Source organism: Patescibacteria group bacterium (genome assembly GCA_028716665.1).
Lineage (GTDB): Bacteria > Patescibacteriota > Patescibacteriia > UBA2591 > JAQUPP01 > JAQUPP01.
The window spans coordinates 156820-176020 of sequence record JAQUPP010000001.1 but is presented as its reverse complement, the minus strand read 5'-3'; the positions used below and the strand labels follow the sequence as shown (position 1 = coordinate 176020).

General features: G+C 36.3%; 10 protein-coding genes. 1 reads left to right on the top strand and 9 read right to left on the bottom strand.

Annotated features, from left to right (window positions below; all coding sequences use genetic code 11):
* Window positions 1–44: 44 nt before the first annotated feature.
* The 4 genes from PHF10_00910 to leuS form a co-directional block, all read right to left on the bottom strand.
* Complete coding sequence (locus tag PHF10_00910) at window positions 45–8249, bottom strand: hypothetical protein (GenBank protein MDD5534297.1); 8205 nt, start codon at window positions 8247–8249, stop codon at window positions 45–47.
* Window positions 8250–8314: 65 nt separating this feature from the next.
* Window positions 8315–9028 (bottom strand): thrombospondin type 3 repeat-containing protein, encoded by a 714-nt coding sequence (locus PHF10_00905; protein MDD5534296.1) that lies wholly within the window; start codon window positions 9026–9028, stop codon window positions 8315–8317.
* A 4-nt stretch (window positions 9029–9032) separates the two neighbouring features.
* The gene (gene rsmA / locus PHF10_00900; GenBank protein ID MDD5534295.1) at window positions 9033–9899 is read right to left on the bottom strand and encodes a 16S rRNA (adenine(1518)-N(6)/adenine(1519)-N(6))-dimethyltransferase RsmA; all 867 of its coding nucleotides are present in this window, start codon (window positions 9897–9899) and stop codon (window positions 9033–9035) included.
* A 3-nt stretch (window positions 9900–9902) separates the two neighbouring features.
* The gene (leuS, locus tag PHF10_00895; GenBank protein ID MDD5534294.1) at window positions 9903–12422 is read right to left on the bottom strand and encodes a leucine--tRNA ligase; all 2520 of its coding nucleotides are present in this window, start codon (window positions 12420–12422) and stop codon (window positions 9903–9905) included.
* A 230-nt stretch (window positions 12423–12652) separates the two neighbouring features.
* On the opposite strand from leuS, the gene PHF10_00890 reads away from it, so the two are divergent.
* Window positions 12653–13894: a LysM peptidoglycan-binding domain-containing protein gene (locus tag PHF10_00890; protein MDD5534293.1), complete on the top strand. Its 1242-nt coding sequence runs from the start codon at window positions 12653–12655 to the stop codon at window positions 13892–13894.
* A gap of 78 nt (window positions 13895–13972) precedes the next feature.
* On the opposite strand, the gene speE is transcribed toward PHF10_00890, so the two are convergent.
* The 5 genes from speE to PHF10_00865 form a co-directional block, all read right to left on the bottom strand.
* Window positions 13973–14863, bottom strand: coding sequence for a polyamine aminopropyltransferase (gene speE, locus PHF10_00885; protein MDD5534292.1), 891 nt, complete (start codon window positions 14861–14863; stop codon window positions 13973–13975).
* Between the two features lies 1 nt (window position 14864).
* A complete protein-coding gene (gene speD, locus PHF10_00880) occupies window positions 14865–15932 on the bottom strand; it encodes an adenosylmethionine decarboxylase (protein MDD5534291.1) in 1068 nt (355 codons plus the stop codon).
* Between the two features lie 63 nt (window positions 15933–15995).
* A complete protein-coding gene (locus PHF10_00875; protein ID MDD5534290.1) occupies window positions 15996–17555 on the bottom strand; it encodes a YifB family Mg chelatase-like AAA ATPase in 1560 nt (519 codons plus the stop codon).
* Window positions 17556–17658: 103 nt separating this feature from the next.
* On the bottom strand, window positions 17659–18297 hold the full coding sequence (deoC, locus tag PHF10_00870; protein ID MDD5534289.1) for a deoxyribose-phosphate aldolase: 639 nt from the start codon (window positions 18295–18297) through the stop codon (window positions 17659–17661).
* Window positions 18298–18358: 61 nt separating this feature from the next.
* Window positions 18359–19141 (bottom strand): hypothetical protein, encoded by a 783-nt coding sequence (locus tag PHF10_00865; GenBank protein MDD5534288.1) that lies wholly within the window; start codon window positions 19139–19141, stop codon window positions 18359–18361.
* Window positions 19142–19201 lie beyond the last annotated feature (60 nt).

Sequence of the window (19201 nt, the reverse complement as noted above, 5' to 3'; positions counted from 1 at the left end):
TTATTTTCTAAAAAGCCAAGAAGCTACAAGCTAATAAGCTATAATTATTGCGGTCTAATAATTATTAAGCCTCCGAATGGTGTGCCTGCTATCCCCAATCCATTACATTTACCATTAGATGATTTTAATACATTCTCCTTTCCATTATTACACCAACCCCAATTATCTTGAACATAAACGCGAGGTTTAAAACAACAAGTATTGGAACACTTAAAGGCATTCCAACCCGGTGAACCTTCGCCGGCGCATTGATAAATATGAGTAAATTGGAAATAATTATTTGTGCAGGCATCAGGAATATTGCCGAAATTTAAATTAACCATATTTTGACATTCGCTATAAATCGGACAATCTTCTGGTTTATCACAAGCCTGATTTTGATTAACCCCGGCCTGACATTTTTTATTTGTGCATAAAGCATATTCTTTTAAACAATCTGAATCTTTATTGCAAGCTTTGCCGGCATTGATTCCTTCTTTACATGCAACTCCGAGATTTGCACAACTGCCACTTCCTTCACAACAAGCCTGTTTGTGATTTTTAGCTATTACCGAATAAGGATTAACTTCGCCAGCTCTATCTCCCCAATCAATGGAAATTTCCCTGATCGGCATTTGATTTTCATTTGCCCAAGCATAAAATTTCAAAATTGCCAAATATGACTGAACACGAGTAATGTTCTCTCCATCTTTATAGACATTACCGATAGTAATATGATTTGAAGCCCCCTCAGAATCCATTTTACAAACATTCGTTAATTCATCACAGGTTGGGGCCGCCACTTGAGGAGTATTAGTAGAATCCAAAACAGTATATAAGCTTCCCGTATGATATTGAAAATCAGACAAAGAAAATGTTTTGACATCAAAAGATCGAGCAAAAAGTTTTTTAGCAAAAACAGAGTCTTTTATGTTGCCCGTATAATCATATAAAGCACCCTTATTTATTTCACAAGTATTTGATGATTCTGTAATATAAACTGTTGATGTATCCCAATTTTTAACCGCGCCCCAAGGAGTACAATTTTCAAACTCTGTTTTACCATCCACAGAATCATTAAAATAATTTTTAATATTATTTACCCGATTAGTGTAAGCGGTGGCCATTCTGTCAGTATCCGCAATTTTAACAACTTGTTCACAATCATTTTTAATTTTTAAAGTGATTGAATTTATTTTAAAGTATCCAAAATTCTTTTCATCTGCTGCTTTTAATACCAAAGAATCAAAAGTTTGATCTTCTTTCCAGTTAGCAATTATCTTTACGCCATTCCCCGAACCGTAAGATGATGTCCAAGAATTAGAATCATTTAAAGATAATACCAGAGGATCCCAGCCCCAAAGACTTCCTGAATCATTCCCACTAATATCTGTACAGGAACCGCTTGAACAGGTATTCGTATCGCCAGCACCATTAGCGCTGGTACAAGAACAAACATTAATATTAATACTTTCAACCATGTCCGCCTTTAAATTTTTGACTCTATTTGATGAGCTATTACCCAAAGAAAATATCGCTTGAGCGGGACAATCTAAATTACAATTATCAAGCTCACTAACAGAATAAATACCTGTTATATTTGTTGAACAACTATCCGATCTCCAATTATGTGGCCACCATTCCACATCATTACATATATTACCTTTCTGCCAAGCGCATTTCCATGTTTCTCCAGATTTACAATCGTTATGAGAAGTCATTGTTAAATTACCCTCTGATTGTAAATCTATTACTGGAACTTCAATTTTTTTAGCACAATACCATTGTCGCTCATTCGCGGCTTGATAGCCGGCAGAAGTGAATTGATTATAAATATCCGGGTCGCCGATTGCCGCGCCGGGCCACCAGGTAATGCAAGCATTTAAATCAGCAGGTTTTGATGGATCCGGTTCCAAACAAAAACCTCTCAGACCAAGCGCGTTTGTCTGTTTGGTTAAAGTTTTCCAAATTCCCGGAGTATGATCATTTTGAGTGCTCACGCAAATATTCTGAGTTGTATCTCCTGTTTCCTTGCCATCACTGCTGCTCACACAAATTCCCGTTGTTGTCGGCGCCGTATTATAATATTTTGTTGTTCCGCCATAATCATCTTTAGTGTAACTGCATTGGCAATCTTTATTTTCGCCGGTATTATTCGTATCATTGCAAACATTAACATCGGAAAAATAATATTTTTCCACGTCACTCTTAAATGGCGAATCTTTTTCCGGATAAGCTCGACAGGTTTTCCCAATAGTAGATTTTGTCAATTGCGTTGAATTAATCTCACTATCTGGTTGTATCGACGATTTAAGTTTAATTCCATCGACTCCATAAACGCTCCCGTTTGTATCAAGATAACTTAATCTGTAAACACCGTTATATTCCTTGGCCCATAATCTTTCAATCGGGTACATATTGTAAATTGAGTGGCCGGCGTAATCCATCCCGCTCCAAGAAACATCTCGGTTTTGATATATATTATCGGCTAAAACTTTCGGGTCATTTTCCCAAATCAGATGACCGCATTGATTCGCATTTCCAGTGCCGATCAATTTGTCGCAACGGCCAACCGCTTCACAAATATCTTTAAAAGAACCGCTAGTTTTATCCCATTCTGAACGCGAGCTGGTGCAAGTCAGCCATTCGCCGCAAGTTCTATCTTGCCGGACTTTAAGAATTGTATTCGCGTCATTTTTAATTTGTCCGTAAGACGAACAATATTTACAATAATCTGTATTTGTATATTCAGCATCTGTACAACTTTTGCCAGTTTGTGGTACTCCTTTTGTACAATCAACCGGCGAAACCAATCCGTATTTTGGATTAGTTGCTTCCGATTTTTTGTAAGTGGCAAAAGTATTATAAGTGGCCAAAACTTGACCATCGGCATTTTTTAAACTTGAATCAAGTAAGAGAATGCAATCTTGTTTTTGTGAAACATTGCCTTGACAGGAAGATTGATCCAACTTGTCGTCATCAAGATAATAATAATTTTGAATTTGTTTCAAACTGATATCATCAAAATCAGCATATACACTACTATTTGTGATATCAATAACTCCCGCAGTCCCATTTCCTTTGACTAAAACAGGGGATACCATTATTTTATATAAAGGCAAATTTTTAGGATTATCTTTTCCGCCGGCAACAATTGTTTTATTCAAAGTTATCCAATCTTTATTGGTTGTATCAATTCCTCCCCAACCGACAGCCGGCTGATAGCCATAAACCCAATTAAAACACCAACCATTTACATTTCCCAAATTAACATCTTTTAAACATTGTACATAAGATTTTTCTAAATCATTAGAACCAGTACAGTTATCTTTCCCTTGGTCGGCACACGTCCGAACAATTGCGCTTTCCGAATCTGAACAATCTCGGGGAACAGACTTGTCGTCAATTTTTACAATACAACCTTGATTGTCAAATTCTTTATTGCCCCGATAAAATAAGTCCAAATAAACAGTCGCTTTTACGTCATCAGTAAGATTATTATCTAATTTAATTTTAGCCGAAAAATTAAAACTGGCGCCACTTGGCAAATCATTAAATTCCGGGTATTGAGCTACGCCAAAACGAGGACTTGAACCGTCGCTTTCAATTCTTAAAAAATTAGCAGGTTGACCAAATCCGCTTAAAAGCTGAATTGTATCAGGTTTTGCTACTGAACCATAGGCAGGTGTCCATTGACCCAAATTTCCGGTTTCAAAATCTCCGCCATTAATTAAATTATTGCCAACCGTGGCTCCAAAATCAGTAAATTGCGTGCAACCGGTTTGTTTTTGAGGACAAACTCCGGCTATATTTTTATAATCAGGTTCAGCACTTGTTTTAATACTATAAAGACCATTGATTTGATATGGAGTGTTGTCTGTGTTGTAATAGCAAGGCTGGCTGGTTCCCTTTTTGAACCAACCTGTTTTATTTTCTCCTCCGACCATTATTTTTTCGCGCCATTCGCAAAGATTTTCGCCCGGATCTTTGAAATAAACCGAACTGCCGGAACCGTTGATTTTATATTCTTCGCAACCGGTATTCGCGCTGTCGCAAAGAATCTTGGCAGAATAATTATCAGGATTATTTCTTAAATATAAATCAGACCAACCAACTACCGTATCTTCGGAAGAAAGCGTCGGCAAACCGAATCTTTGACAACCCTTGTTTGTTTCTTGACAGGATTTTTTGGAATCATTGATCAAATAAATCGGACTGTCGTCCGGAACCGTTGTTCCATTTTTAAATGTTTCAGCAAACGGCGAAGTGGAATTTTTGGTGTCAATCAAAGCTTCGCAGCCGACTGATTTTTCATCACAAAGACGAGCAAATGAAGTCAGATATTGAAGTTTGTTGTTTTGATCTTTATATGCCTGGCAACCCGAGACAGTGCATCCAGCAGGCATTTTTGTTTTCCAAGAATCTTTGATTAAATTCAAATCGTCTTTAACTTCTTTTAAAATAATATCGTCAACATAAAATCCATTAGGACCTCTAATATTTAGTTCCCAATCACCAGAAGATAATTGATTGTTCGAATAAATTGGCCCCAATTTAATTTCTTGCCAATCATCGGAAAAAATAGTTGTTTTATCTTTATTATTAAACCAAACAGTTTCTTTATCTTTTGTAAAAAATGAGTAGTAGTCACCATTGCCCCTGGCCCAGAAAGAAAGTATATAAGATTTTTCGCTCGTTAAAGAAACTGAGTGAGAAATCATAAATGATGGGCTCTGCAATGAATGACCCGTATAAACTCCTGATTCATTAACAGGCGTCCCATTCCAACCTTGGTCCTTCGCGTCTTCAAAATCACTTTTTAAAATTTGGCGAACATTATTGGCGGCGTTGCCTTTATATTCTCGGCAGCCGATATTGGCCTTGCTACAAGAAACGCTTTCAGTAGGAATGGTTTGATAAATACAATTTCCATTATCCCATGTCCCGCCGCTATTTGAACATTTAGTTGAGTCAAAACCAGTTGGAATAGTTATCCTTAAAGGATGACAATCATCAGAGCAAGTAATAGTATTTTCGTAAATACGATAACTTACTTTTCCATCCGCGTCATAAAATTCTTTGCAATGAGGATTAGTAAAAATTTGGTCTTTATCACATATTCCGAATTGAGCAGACGGGCTGTCAATTTCTGCCGGTCCTCCTGCCCCAGCTGTTAAATAATATTTTTTTAATTGATAACCATTGGTATCTGAACCAACCCAAGTGTAATAATAACCGCAAGTTTGCGTATCCGGTTTTTGGCAAGTTCGAATATAAGAATAATATTGTATTCCTTCACCACCCTTTGCCACTTCATCTAAATTGGTAAATTCTTCGCAACCCGGCGCAGAACAAGATTTGGCTAAAGAAGGAATTAGCAGCACGTCGGGCTGATTGGTTTCAAAATTTGTCTTCATTTCTTTGAAATAATTCGTTCCAACACATTTTTCCGAACAACGATTTCCTTCAGAAACAATTCCCGGGATAGTCGGATCATTATTGATTGGCGCATATAATCCGCAACCGACATCTTCTTTTTCACAACTGGTGGCGAAATTAGAACATTCCAAACTCGGGCTGTCACCTTCACAATCCATCCATTCTGGCGCGGTTTTTAAATAAATTTTTGAATCAGTAGCAGTCCGAATATATTCATGGCAGCCCTCTGAATTTTTGTCGCATTTTTCAACATTGCGATTAAAGAAAATGGCGTTTTGGGTAGGATTTTGCTCAGTACCATTTTTCCCATAAGTTGTACATTGGCCGCTTTCATCTCTGTCTATGCAAGTCAATGATACTCCCGGTTTTTCGCAAGCCCAAATATCTGCCTTATTGGCCCCAAAACTTTTTTGATAATCGGAACAATACCATTTACAACCCACATCATTGACGCTGCAATTAGCAAAATTTAAAGTATTGGCCAAATAAGAAGAACTTTTTTTATCGCTGGTTTTAGTATAAGTTTGACAAGTATTAAATTGGCTGTCGCAAGAATTTCCGCCTGCCCGCCAAATATTTTTTTCTCTGGTGCAATAACCCCAAGTATCGCATTTCCCATTCGCGTCTTCGTGAATACAATCTTTCATATCAATACAGGTTTCCTGACGTTGGTTGGAACCGGGTAAAGGAATAGCCGAATAAGCAATGGTTTCACATTGAAAAGACGGCGCTTTTAAAACCCAATTCGGATCAACCAAATGACAAAAAGGTGAAGCGGAAAATGATTCTTTTGTTTTCCCTACATTAGTATAACAATGATCATTGTCCCAAACCGGACATGGAATTTCCATACTTCCTTCTTTCGGAGTTTTAGTAGGATCAATATAAATCCGACAATCACCGTCTGAACTGACTTTATCAAATCCGTCAACAATATCTTTTAAAGTAAATTGAGCATCACCCAATTTACCGTCATAAATTTTTTGCGCCGCAATTTCCAAACCTAATGGAAAAACTCTGATCGCGCGCAATTTTTTAATATTGGTTAAACTGTAGCGGCCCAAATAATCAGTAGCTGCGTCTTTTTTACTTCGTCCGCTGACCAACCAATCCGAATGAATTAAATTTTTATCCATGGCTTGTTTTAAAGTCAAATTGTCTTCAAGTGCTCTAACCATTCCCGAATCCATTACGCAATTGCTCGGCAAAGCGTATTTCGGATCTTGTGGGCAAACTGAGTATTCGTCATAAATTGATATTTCCCCGCCTTTTTTCAAAGAAGCCACTGTCAAGTCGGAAAAAAGCGATCCACCCGCGTTTGAACCCAAAGTAATCAACCCTCCTTCTCCGCTTAAAAATGGCTGTGTTCTAACCGCCTCCGGTGAAACATTAACATTATAGCCTTTCTCAAAAATTTGTTTTAAAAGTTTATCAATTAAAGTATTGGTAAATATGCCAATTGCGTCGGCCACCGCCACACCGGTATATTGCATCGGACTGGCTGTGCCATTTTTTACCGCCTCCCGAGCCGCCGTATCAACCAATGATGACGGAGTTTTAGTCAAACCGGAAATTTTTGTTGTCACATCATTAAGCCTGCCCTGGAGAGATTGAAAATATTGAGATTTAGATACCGCATTGGCTTGTTTTTCCATCAAACTGGATTGGAGACTTAAAGTAATTCTCAAATCATTATCTTCCGAATACATTCTGCCGATATCTTCCAAGGTAACCTCTTCTTTGGTTGTCAAAGCGGTAAAATCAGTTTTATTAATCATGCCTGTCAATTGGTTGGTCCAATCTATTAATTGTTTAACATAAAGATTGGCTCTATTGGTATAAGCCAAACAATTGGTAAAATTACCCAAACAATCAGTTTTGCTGCAGATATTATAACAATTCAAATCCTGACAAAAATTTTCTTTATTTTTGGCCGCGCAGGCTGACGTATTTTTTTGCCAAAATTTCAAATATTGTCCATATTGTGTCGCCGGAGGTTCGTCCGGTCCCCAAACATTATTATTGATTCTGTTTCGAAAATCAGCTTGAATATTTTCTTTTTGAATTAATGAAGTATTGTTTTTATTGGCTTTTAAATCCTCAACGGTTTGAGAAAAATCTTTTTGAATGCTTGTAATTTTATCAGCAATCATTTTCAGATTTGTTTTGTGATCCCCGCCCGGCCAATCAGCGGTCTGCCATTCATTTAATTTACTGTCCGCTTCAAAAATGGATTTAAAACTGGACTGATATCTGCCAACTGGTCCTTCTTTCAAATCCACGGAAAATTCAATTAAATTTTTTTGACTTGCCTCTTTGATTCTTTGTCTTATTTTAGTGAAAGAACATTTGTTTTCTTGTGTCCAAGTTTTTTGACGATAAAGCGGATCAAAAGAAATTAAAATGTTCAAACGGAGAGTCGGATCAATCGGATCGCACAAGCTTTGTCCGAAAAAGCCTTTCGGTCCTGCGGCCGCGTCAATAAACTCTCCCAACATATTATCTCCCACCTTAACCCAATAGTCCGGATCGGCGATAAACATTGGGGTTTGTCCTTTTCCTCCCGAGGCCACCCATTCGGCAGTTTGCGTGGCTATTTGACTGGTATAAGTGTTAATCGCGTTTTTGTAAGCGATTCCCGCGCCATTTTTCCAAGCTAATTTTAAAAATTCCCAAACCTTATCCACTATCACTTTAAGCGGATCATGAACTACCATTTGGGCTTGAGCTTGTTTTGGATAAAATAAAACCGGAGTCATTATCGATAAAAACATTACCAATAAAACCGCCCCGGTTAAAATTCTAAAATTTAATAATTTTTTAGCTTTCATAAAAAATTTAAAAGCCAACGAGTAAAATAATAAGTTAATAAACTAACAGATTATTACTTCTCTGCTTATTGTGATTGTTGAGCTGACTGTAAAAACATTAATTTTAATGTTTCGTCATCTATTTTATTTAATATTTCCGGATCCGCTCCTTGCGTGATCAAGAGTTGACGTAACTCATTTATATCCAAATCAGAAAAATCGCCCGAAGCAGTATTCGGCGTTGCTATTGCTTCCAAATCTATTCCTGTTTCTGTCTTAGTTTCATTATATAACTTCTGAAGAGTTTCGCTATCAAGCTTATCCACAACATCACGGCTTAAACCTCCTTTATCCACCAATAAATCACGAATTTTCTGAACAGACTCATTGCTTAAATTAGAAGTTGGATTTAATGTCCCAACACTGGGGCTGGAAAATGTTTTTTCTAAATTATTTTCACTTCCCGCTGCCAATTTATTAAGCGGGGTTGAAATAAGATTTAAAGGATCGGACTGCGCGTCTACTTCGGTTTTATCAGAATATCCGTCACTGTCAGAGTCCGCCAAATAAGCCGAAGTTTGATATTTAAACTGTTCGTCGAAGTCAGAAAAACCGTCTTGATCCGTATCAATAATTTTTAAGCCGGCCAAAATCTCTTCTTGGGTTAATGATTTTGGTTTGGAATAACTAATAAAAGGAGCATAAATTGCCCCTTTTATTTTCAGAAAACCAAGAGTAACGGCGCCAATGCCGATTAAGATGAAAAAAACTATAATAAAAGTATTTTTCTTTTGCGGCATGAAATTATTTTTTAATTTTATTAACTAAATTTATCCAATTTTCAATTGATAATTCCTGTGCTCTGGATTTTAGAGAAAGATTTGTTTGAGATAAAATATTTTCACCTTCTTCTTTATTTACCATAGCACTTTTCACCAAATTATTCAAGAGGTATTTTCGCGGCGAAGAAAAACCGGCTCTGACAATTTTAAAAAAAACATCTTCGTCTACATTGGTTCTGTTTGACTCATAATTTGGAATAATTTGTAAAATTATTGAATCAACTTTTGGTTTGGGCCAAAAATTTTCTTTTGAAATTTTAAAAATTCTTTTGGGCTGACTGTAAAATTGAATTGAGATCGCCAAAAGATTCATTTCGGGCGGTCGAGCCAGAATGCGCTCTCCAACTTCTTTTTGAAGGATTAGAGTTATTGATTTTGGTTTTCTCCGACGCTCTTGGTCGGAGTCCCGACCCCTTGCGGCGTCGGGATTTTCTAAAAATTTTCTTAGAACCGCGCTGGTAATATTAAAAGGCAAATTCGCCACCACCTTGTAAGAATCCAGAATTTGGAATCTAGAATTTGGAATTTGAAGAATGTCTTCTTGTAGAATCTCAACATTTTTATAATCTTTCAATTTTTCTTTCAAAACCTCAATTAATTTCTTGTCAATTTCCACGGCTAAAACTTTTTTTACTTTTTCCGATATTTCTTGAGTTAAAATTCCAAGTCCGGCGCCGATTTCTATCACACAATCTGATTTTTCCAAATTAGCCGCGTCCAATAATTTATTTATCGCGTCCTGATTAATTAAAAAATTTTGTCCTCTTCTTCTTAAAGGTTGAATTTGATATTGATTGCAAATTTCTTGTGTTTCTTGTTTAAGCGACATTAATTAAACCACTAAATTAATTAATCTTCCGGCGATAAAAATTGTTTTTTTAATTTTTTGTCCGTTCAAAAATTTCTGAATTTTCTGACTATTAAGAGCAATCCGACTTGCTTCTTCTTCAGTAATGCCAATATGAGTTTTAATTGAATCTCTCATTTTACCGTTAATTTGAACAACTAAAATAAAATCTTTTTCTTTGACTAATCGAGAATCAAATTCCGGCCATTTTTCTTGAAAAATACTTTTTTTACCACCATTAATTTTAGACCAAAGTTCGTCACAAAGATGGGGAGTAATAGGAGATAATAATAAAAGTAAAGTTTTAATGCCGGAGATATTCGGAGATTTTTCCAGAACATTCAAATATTCCATTAGAAAGGCAACCGTGGTGTTGAATTTAAAATTCTCAATATTCTCGCTTACTTTTTTTATTGTCTGATGCATCAAACACTCCAAGTCGTCATTTTTAACATCTGATTTTAAATTTGTTTGAGAAGCTAAATTCCATACCCGATTTATAAAACGCCAAACCCCTTCAATAGTTTGAGTGTTCCAAGCAATCGGCTGATCATACGGTCCCATAAACATTTCATAAAGCCGCAGAGTATCAGCGCCATATTTTTTGACGATCTCATTCGGGTTAACAACATTGGAAAAACTTTTACTCATTTTCCTGCCATCTTCTGCCAGAATCATTCCGTGTGATCTTCTCTTAAAATAAGGTTCATTGCTTTCCGCGAGGCCAATGTCATATAAAAATTTATACCAATAACGGGAATAAAGAAGATGCAAAGTTGTGTGTTCCATTCCGCCATTATAAATATCAACCGGCAACCAATATTTCATTTTTTCCGGACTGGCTAAAGTTTTGTCATTTTTGGAATCAAGATAACGGATAAAATACCAATTTGAACCGGCCCAATTCGGCATGGTGTCGGTTTCTCTTCTCGCCCAAGCGCCGCATCGCGGACATTTCACTTTTATCCAATTCTCGCATTTGCTGAGTGGCGATTCACCTGTTCCTGACGGCTGATATTTTTTAAGATAAGGCAACTCAACCGGCAAATTTTTTTCTTCAATCGCCGTCCAGCCGGGATTTAATAATTCTCCCTGATTAAATTCTTTACAATCCGCTTCTTGTTTCTTACTTTTTATTTTGTCAGCGCATTTTTGACAGAAAACCAATGGAATCGGTTCTCCCCAATAATGCTGACGGGAAAAAACCCAATCTCGCAATTTATAATTTATTTTTAGTCCGCCTGATTTTTCCAAAGTCAATCTTTCAGTGATTTTTTTTCTTGCTTCAGCAGAAGCTAAATTGGAAAATTCTTCCGAATTGATTAAAATTCCCTCTGATTCAAAGGCCTCTAATAACTCATTATTGGCGCCCTTTTCCGCGGCTTTGTGATTTTGGTCAGGTTTGATTACCTCAATAATTTCCAATCCGTATTTTTGGGCAAAATCAAAATCTCTTTGATCATGAGCCGGCACAACCATAACCGAGCCTCCGCCATAAGCGGCAATCACATAATCGCCGAGGAAAATCGGCACTGATTTTTTATTAATCGGATTAACGGCAAAAAGTCCTTTTAATTGGACGCCTGATTTTTCTTTTGCCAAATCAGTTCTTTCCATGTCTGATTTTTCTTGAGATGCTTTAATATATTTTTCCACTTCTTCCAAATTTTTAATTTTTAATTTTAATGTCTCAATCATTTTATGCTCGGGCGCGATTACCAAAGCCGTTACGCCGTAAATCGTATCAACGCGAGTGGTAAAAACTTCAATAGATTGTTCTTCTTCCGAATCAGAATCTTTAATTAAAAATTTTAAATTTGTTCCTTCGCTTCGGCCAATCCAATTGATTTGCTGAGTTTTAATTTTTTCCAGATAATCAACTGTTTCCAATTCTTTAATCAAACGATCTGCATATTCGGTAATTTTAAGCATCCATTGTTTCATTTGCCGCCTCTCAGTTTGAGCGCCGCAGCGTTCGCATTTTCCCTGAACCACTTCTTCATTTGCCAAACCGATCTTGCATTTTGGACACCAGTTAATCGGAATTTCAGATTGATAAGCCATTCCTCTCTTAAACAATTGGATAAAAATCCATTGCGTCCATTTATAATATTTCGGATCAGTGGTATTAATTTCTTTAGACCAATCAAAAGAAATTCCCAAAGATTCAAATTGTTTTTTAAAAACAGCGATATTTTGAGCTGTGATTTTGGCCGGATGAATTCCTTTTTTGATGGCATAATTTTCCGTCGGCAAACCAAAAGCGTCCCAACCCATAGGGTAAAGAACGTTTTGCCCTTGCATTCGTCTTTTTCTGGCCAAGACGTCCATGGCTAAATAAGGGCGGCAGTGCCCCACATGGAGACCGTCACCGGAAGGATAAGGAAATTCCGCCAAAATATATTGTTTGGGCTTTTCGGAAGAATCCTGAGCCTGATGAAGCTTCAATTTTTCCCAAACTTTTTGCCACTTTTTTTCTATTTTGGCAAAATTATAATCTTCCATCTTTTTGGTTAATTTTTTTGAAAATATTTTACTTTTCATACTCTTTTCTATATTTTTATCATTTAATCTTAACATAAACTTATCCTCTTGACAAGCGAAAAATTAGTGGTATAATAAAGATATTAAACCTTTGATATCTGCGCTTGCTCGGAAAAGCACTCTCGCATTAGCGGATTGCTTTTCTCTCACTCGCTTGATAATAAAAAACAACCCTGAACAAGGGTTAAATTATGAAAAAACCTCTTGAAAACAATTATCTTAAGGTTTTTCTGAACAATTTGTGGTCCAATGTTCAATCAGGCTTGGCCAATCTGGGAAAAGCGATTATCGGGAGAATACTTTACATCTCTCATTTTTGCCTTAGACACCGTGATAAAATAATAACGGGCGAATTTGCTTTAGTGGCGGTAATCGCCTTTTTTATTATTTTCTCATCTTTGGAAATGAAAAATCTTTATGAAAACTCCAATCATGAAAATTTGATTACCTCTATTACCAATCAAGATAAAATTATTGTTAAGGCTCAAAATAATTTTAACAATCAAGCCTCTTCCGATAAGAAGGAGGCTGATTTTCATATTGCCGGCAATAGAATGCTGGCAAATTCTGATATTTCTTTAACCCTGGGCGGCAGCACTTTAATTACTCCTGAGACAGAATTTAATGACTCAATGCCAAACACCAGAACAGAGGTTGAAAAATATGTCATTGAAGCAGGGGATACTATTTATACTATTGCTCAAAAATTCGGCATTAATATCACTTCCATTCTTGCGGCAAACAATTTAACGCTTCGTTCGGCAAATCTTATCAGACCCGGACAAACACTTTCTATTTTGCCTATCGACGGTTTAACTCATAAAGTCAAATCGGGTGAAACTTTGGATCAAATCGCTAGAAAATATAAAGCGTCAATAAATGATATCGTTGATTTCAACGGCTTGGCCGATGCTTCTGATATTTTAGCAAATGATATTTTAATTATTCCTTACGGATCTCAACCTTCAGCACCTCCGCCGGTAGTGCCAAAACCTCAAGTTGTTCAACCTCGTTTTGAAAAAACAGAATTGGTAACAACTTCACCAAACTACAATTCTTGGTTAAGAAACACAAAATGCCACAAATTTTATAACGGTCAATGTACTTCTTATGTAGCTTATAAATGGGCAACCGATCTCGGCAAATGTGTCGCTTGGAGCGGTAATGCCAAAGACTGGCTCGGTAACGCCAGACAGCGAGGATTTAAAATTGGAGATGATCCTCAAAAAGGAGCCGTTGTTTCTTTATGTGAGGCCGGCCGCGGTTGTTGTGGAAGAAGTTCCTATTGTTGGGGACACGTTGCTTATGTTGAATCTTTTAACAATGACACTATTACTTTTACTGAGATGAATCATCCTACTCCTTGGCGCGTCACCCAGAGAACAATTAACCGTAATGATGTGCGTATTTTGGGTTATATTTACGCGGAGTAAAAAAAATTAATATATTAAAAAAGTCTCTCTAAAAATTTTTAGAGAGACTTTTTTAATTTTCTAAATTATATCACTAACTTAAATTTTAAATAGCTTTTTAAGATAAACCGGCAAGGCAAAAATCGCCTGATGAATTTTCGGATAATACCATTTCAAATTTTTCACCTTGCGTTCTTTTAATCTTTTTTGAATAATTTCATTTTTTATTTTTGTCGCGTCAATATAATTGCTGTTAATACCGAAAGCCATTAAAGATCCATAAAGAGGGATATAAGAAGCAAAAACCGAAGAAAATTTAAAAACAGATTTTAAATTTTTATAAATCCATTTTGATAATTCCGGCCGAGTGGTCACCAAATCCAAATGTGTCATAAAAATGCCGTTTTTCCCCAGTTTTGATGAGATTTTCTGATAAAAACTTCTTGTATAAAGCGCTTTTGACGGACCAATCGGATCGGTCAAATCGGAAATAATCACATCAAATTTTTCTTTTGTTTCTTCCACAAATTTTTTCCCGTCTCCGACAATAATTTCAGCTTTAGGATTTTTAAATGAATTTTTGTGGATAAATTTTAAATATTTTTTGGAAAAATCAATCACTTCCTTGTCTATTTCCACCATTATTACTTTCTCAATTGATCGATGCGCCAAAACTTGCTTTAAAATTCCGCCATCTCCGCCGCCGATAATCAAAACTTTTTTCGGATTGGGATGCGAGAACAAAGCCGGTTGCGTCATTGCTTCGTGATAAAAAAATTCATCTTTTTCAGAGGTTTGGAAATAACCGTCCAATTTCAATAATTTGCCCAGCCACGGCGTGTCAAAAAGTTCAATTTTCTGATATTTGGTTTTGCCTTTATAAATAAGTTTGTCATAAGCAAAACCGTAAGCATAATTAAAATTCGCTTTTTTGCCCTCAAGAATTTTTCCCGTGGGATGAAATTCAAATGTATATTTTTTCTTCTTCATATTATTTTCTCAGTTTTTCACCGAATAAAAATCTTGTCATTCCGCCGGACAAAAACCATTTATCTTCCATGATAATATGATCATAAAATTTTTCGGCTGAATTTTTAATGCATTTCAGTTTTTGCGTTTCCAAAATATTTCCCGCGCAAGCCGACCAAGCCGGAACCTTTATTTCATGCAGCAATTTCATCATTTCGTTGTAGAATTTTTTAAATTTTGTTTCTGATTCTGAAATAATATCCACCACCGCGTAGTCAATTTTTTTGTCTTTCAAATAGGGAATGGTTTCAAGTGCGTCGCCGTAAAACATTTTCAAACGCGGATCTCTCAAAACCTTATTTGCTCCCAAATATTTTTTGGCAATTTCCACCACTTGCTGATCTTGCTCAAACATATAAATGTCTTTCAAATGCTTATTCGGAATTATTTTTTTCAGAACCGAACAATCTCCGCCGCCGATAATCAAAACCGATTCCGCCTTGATAAGTTTTAATTTTTTTAACATTTGATCATCATAAAAATTTGAATCAGTTGTTGCATATTGCAAAATACCGTTTGAAAAAAGACAGGTACCGAGTTTTTTTGTTTTAACCAATTCCAAATTTTGATATGGAGTTTGTCGTTTATGAATTGTTTTTATCACCTCAATTTCACGCCTGAATCCTTCACTTTGCAAAATTGTCTTCCATTGACGCATTGTTCCTCTTTTAATAAACGTCCAACTTACATCTTTGGCGCCGATTTTTTCCTTTAAATAATCAAGGATCGGCTCTGGTTTATTCGCGCCGCAAGTAAAAATATCAATGCCGACATAGCCGATTTCCGGATAAGTATGCACGCTGATATGGCTTTCGGCTAAAATTCCGACAATCGTTATTCCGACCGGTGAAAACTTTTTGGAGACCAAACTTAATAAATGATGGTCTGTTTTGTGGATAGCTTCCTGAACCAATCTTTTTAAAAGCTGCTCATCATTAATGATTCGCGCGTCGCAGCCCTTCATATCGGCGATAATTTCGCGGCCGATGCGATAACTTCTTTTTAAATGAATAACTTTATTTTTTTTCATCTTCGTTATTTATTTACTTATTAACTTATTTACTTAGTAAGCTTATCAACTTATTAGCTTGCCCTATAATACTTCTTCTAATTTTGTCCTATATTGAATGGCTTCGGCAATATGATTAAAAGTAATTTCTTTGTCGCCGGCCAAATCGGCAATGGTTCGGGAAACTTTTAAAATCCGATGATAAGCGCGCGTTGACAAAGCAAATTGATCAATGGCTTTTTTCAATAATTCGTGGCTTTTATCGTCAACTTGACAGAATTTTTTCAATTGCGGCAAAGTCATTTCGGCATTGGTTAAAACTTTTTTCTTGGATGAATCATTTTTAAATCTTTTTGTTTGAATTTCTCTCGCTTTTTCCACTCTTTTTCTGATTTCTTTTGAACTTTCAGCAACTTTTTCATTGGTTAATTTTTCAAATTTAAGACGGGGAATTTCCAAGTGCAAATCAATTCGGTCCAACAACGGCCCGGATATTTTTTTACGATATTTTGTAATTTCGCCAATACCGCAGCGGCATGGTTTTTCCGGATCGCGATAATATCCGCAAGGACAAGGATTTTGAGCGGCAATTAAAATAAATTTTGATGGAAAAACCAAAGCGCCCCTGGCTCGGGAAATGGAAATTATGCCATCTTCCAACGGCTGGCGCAAACTTTCCAAAACATGACGGGAAAATTCCGGCACTTCGTCTAAAAATAAAACTCCCCGATGAGCCAAGCTGATTTCACCCGGTTTGGGGATTTGTCCTCCGCCAACCATGGCTACGTCAGAAATAGTGTGATGAGGAGATCGAAAAGGTCTTTCAAATTTCAGTTCGCCTTCTGTTAAAAGTCCGGCCACGCTGTAAATTTTTGTTACATCTAAAATTTCTTCTTTGGACATTTTCGGCAAAATTGAAGGTATAGTTTTTGCCAAAAGAGTTTTTCCTGAACCCGGCGCGCCGCTCATCAAAATATTGTGTCCGCCGGCTGCCGCGATTTCCAAGGCTCTTTTTGCCTGTTCTTGGCCTTTGACATAAGCCATATCAAATTCATATTCTGTTTCTTTCTCCAAAACATTAATATTTTCGCCGATAAAAGGTTTGATTATTTTTTGTCCGGTCAAATGACTGATTAAAGAATCCAAAGAATCAAGCGGATAAATTTTAAAATTTTCATTTTCTATCAAAGCCGCCTCTTGAGCATTAGAAGAAGGCAAAAAAATATTTTTGATGCCTTTTTCCGCGGCTAAAATCGCCATTGGTAAAACCCCTTTAGAATGACGAAGCTCGCCGTTTAAAGCCAATTCGCCGACAAATAAACTCTTCTCTTTTAAAAAATCGGCCGGGATCTGATTTGAAGCGATTAAAATTCCAACCGCCATGGGCAAATCATAAACCGAGCCTTCTTTTTTCACATCAGCCGGCGCCAAATTAATTGTTAAACGTTTTTTGCGCGGATCCGGTAAAAATTTCAAGCCGGAATTAATAATGGCCGAGCGAACTCTCATTTTTGATTCTTCAATGGCCCGATCCGGCAAGCCGACAATATCAAAACAAGGAAATCCGCTTGCAATATCCACTTCAACTTCCACTAAATTTGATTCTATTCCGACATTAACTGCCGAAAGAATTTTCGCTAACATAATGGTTTTTGGTTATTAGTCTTTAGTTTTAGTTTACTGGTTTTTGGTTTTAAACTAGCAACCGACCAACTATAACCATTAACTAAAAACTGTAAACTATTTTCTACTTCAATAAAGTTCTGGTGCCGATTCGATTTGCTCCGGCTTTAATCATTTTTAAAATTGTTTCCAAATCTCTAATTCCACCTGAAGCTTTTACGCCGAAATCTGGACCAACTGTTTTTCGCATCAATTTAATATCTTCTTCTTTCGCGCCTGACGGTCCGTAACCGGTGGAAGTTTTGACAAAAACTGCGCCGGATTTTTTCACAATTTGACAAACTTTCTTAATTTCATTTTTAGTCAAATAACAAGTTTCAATAATCACTTTAACCGATTTCGGTTTTGCCGATTTAACCACCATTTTTATTTCATTTAAAACATATTGATAATTTTTTTCTTTAAAAGCGCCAATGTTCATCACCATGTCAATTTCGTCAGCTCCGTTTTCAACCGCCTGTTTGGCTTCGGCCGCTTTAATTTGGCTGGTGGTGGTGCCATGTGGAAATCCAACCACGCTGATTAATTTTATTGATGAATTTTTCAAAAAACTTTTAGCCAATTTTGCTCTTGAAGAAGTCACGCAAACGGAAAAGAAGCCGTATTTCTTGGCTTCTTGGCAAAGTTTTTTAATATCAGAACTCGTGGCAATCGGGCTTACATTCGTATAATCAATAAGTTTTGCAATGTCTAGTTTGTTCATTTTATTTTTGAGTTAACGGATTAAAGAGTTAACGAGTTAATTTTATTGAAAATTGAAAATTTTAGATGAGTCTGTCTTTTCCGACAATTAATTTTAAAACTTTGGGAGCAACTTCAATTATGGCCGGAGTTTTAACGATTTTATTCTGATCAACTTTAATAAATACTTCATCGCCCTCTTTTTTGGATTCAACTCTCAATTTTTTTACGAAAAATAAACTGTCTTTTTTGTCTTTGCCTTTTATAAAAAGAAAGTCTTTGCCCGCATTTCCCAATAAAACTTCCAAATAATTGTCTTTTGGATCGGAAACTGTTTTTTTAAAATCAGGGTCCTGAGACATTTTTTTAAATTGCAAAAGATCCAAATTAACAACTTTTGTCAGATTAATTCCGGTAGGATTGATTTGATATTGTTCATCGCAAATCAAACGGGTCTGAACCGGATTAAATTCTAAAGACGAAAGAAAATACTGCCCGTTAATCATGCCCAAGCTTACATCTTCAATTCGGCGCGATGAAATCACATCACAGGCGAATTCATTGGTCGGCAAGCCTAAAATATGCGCCATTGTTGAGTTTGACTGAGTGGGGATAAAACCCAGAACCGCATTTTGATTAGCCATGGGAATAGCCGCTTGAATAAAAGTTTCATCACTTCCCACAATCACTACGGTTGGATTTTTATCTCTTAAACTTTCTTTGATAATATCCGAGATGCTTTTTAAAATGGAAAAGCGGATTTTTTTGCCCGTAATACCTAAATTAGCCAATCGAATTTCTATTTCATTGACTTGTTTTTCATACCTTTTCTCAGATAAAAAAGAATCGTAAATGTAAAAATACATACCAAAATTATTTGAAAATTTAAGCTGAAAGCGCAAAATTTTTAACTATAATTTTGCGTA

Excerpts from the sequence above, each read along its gene's own strand:
- PHF10_00910 (MDD5534297.1), bottom strand. The coding sequence starts at position 8,249 with ATGAAAGCTAAAAAATTATTAAATTTTAGAATTTTAACCGGGGCGGTT.
- PHF10_00905 (MDD5534296.1), bottom strand. The coding sequence starts at position 9,028 with ATGCCGCAAAAGAAAAATACTTTTATTATAGTTTTTTTCATCTTAATC.
- rsmA (MDD5534295.1), bottom strand. The coding sequence starts at position 9,899 with ATGTCGCTTAAACAAGAAACACAAGAAATTTGCAATCAATATCAAATT.
- leuS (MDD5534294.1), bottom strand. The coding sequence starts at position 12,422 with ATGGAAGATTATAATTTTGCCAAAATAGAAAAAAAGTGGCAAAAAGTT.
- PHF10_00890 (MDD5534293.1), top strand. The coding sequence starts at position 12,653 with ATGAAAAAACCTCTTGAAAACAATTATCTTAAGGTTTTTCTGAACAAT.
- speE (MDD5534292.1), bottom strand. The coding sequence starts at position 14,863 with ATGAAGAAGAAAAAATATACATTTGAATTTCATCCCACGGGAAAAATT.
- speD (MDD5534291.1), bottom strand. The coding sequence starts at position 15,932 with ATGAAAAAAAATAAAGTTATTCATTTAAAAAGAAGTTATCGCATCGGC.
- PHF10_00875 (MDD5534290.1), bottom strand. The coding sequence starts at position 17,555 with ATGTTAGCGAAAATTCTTTCGGCAGTTAATGTCGGAATAGAATCAAAT.
- deoC (MDD5534289.1), bottom strand. The coding sequence starts at position 18,297 with ATGAACAAACTAGACATTGCAAAACTTATTGATTATACGAATGTAAGC.
- PHF10_00865 (MDD5534288.1), bottom strand. The coding sequence starts at position 19,141 with ATGTATTTTTACATTTACGATTCTTTTTTATCTGAGAAAAGGTATGAA.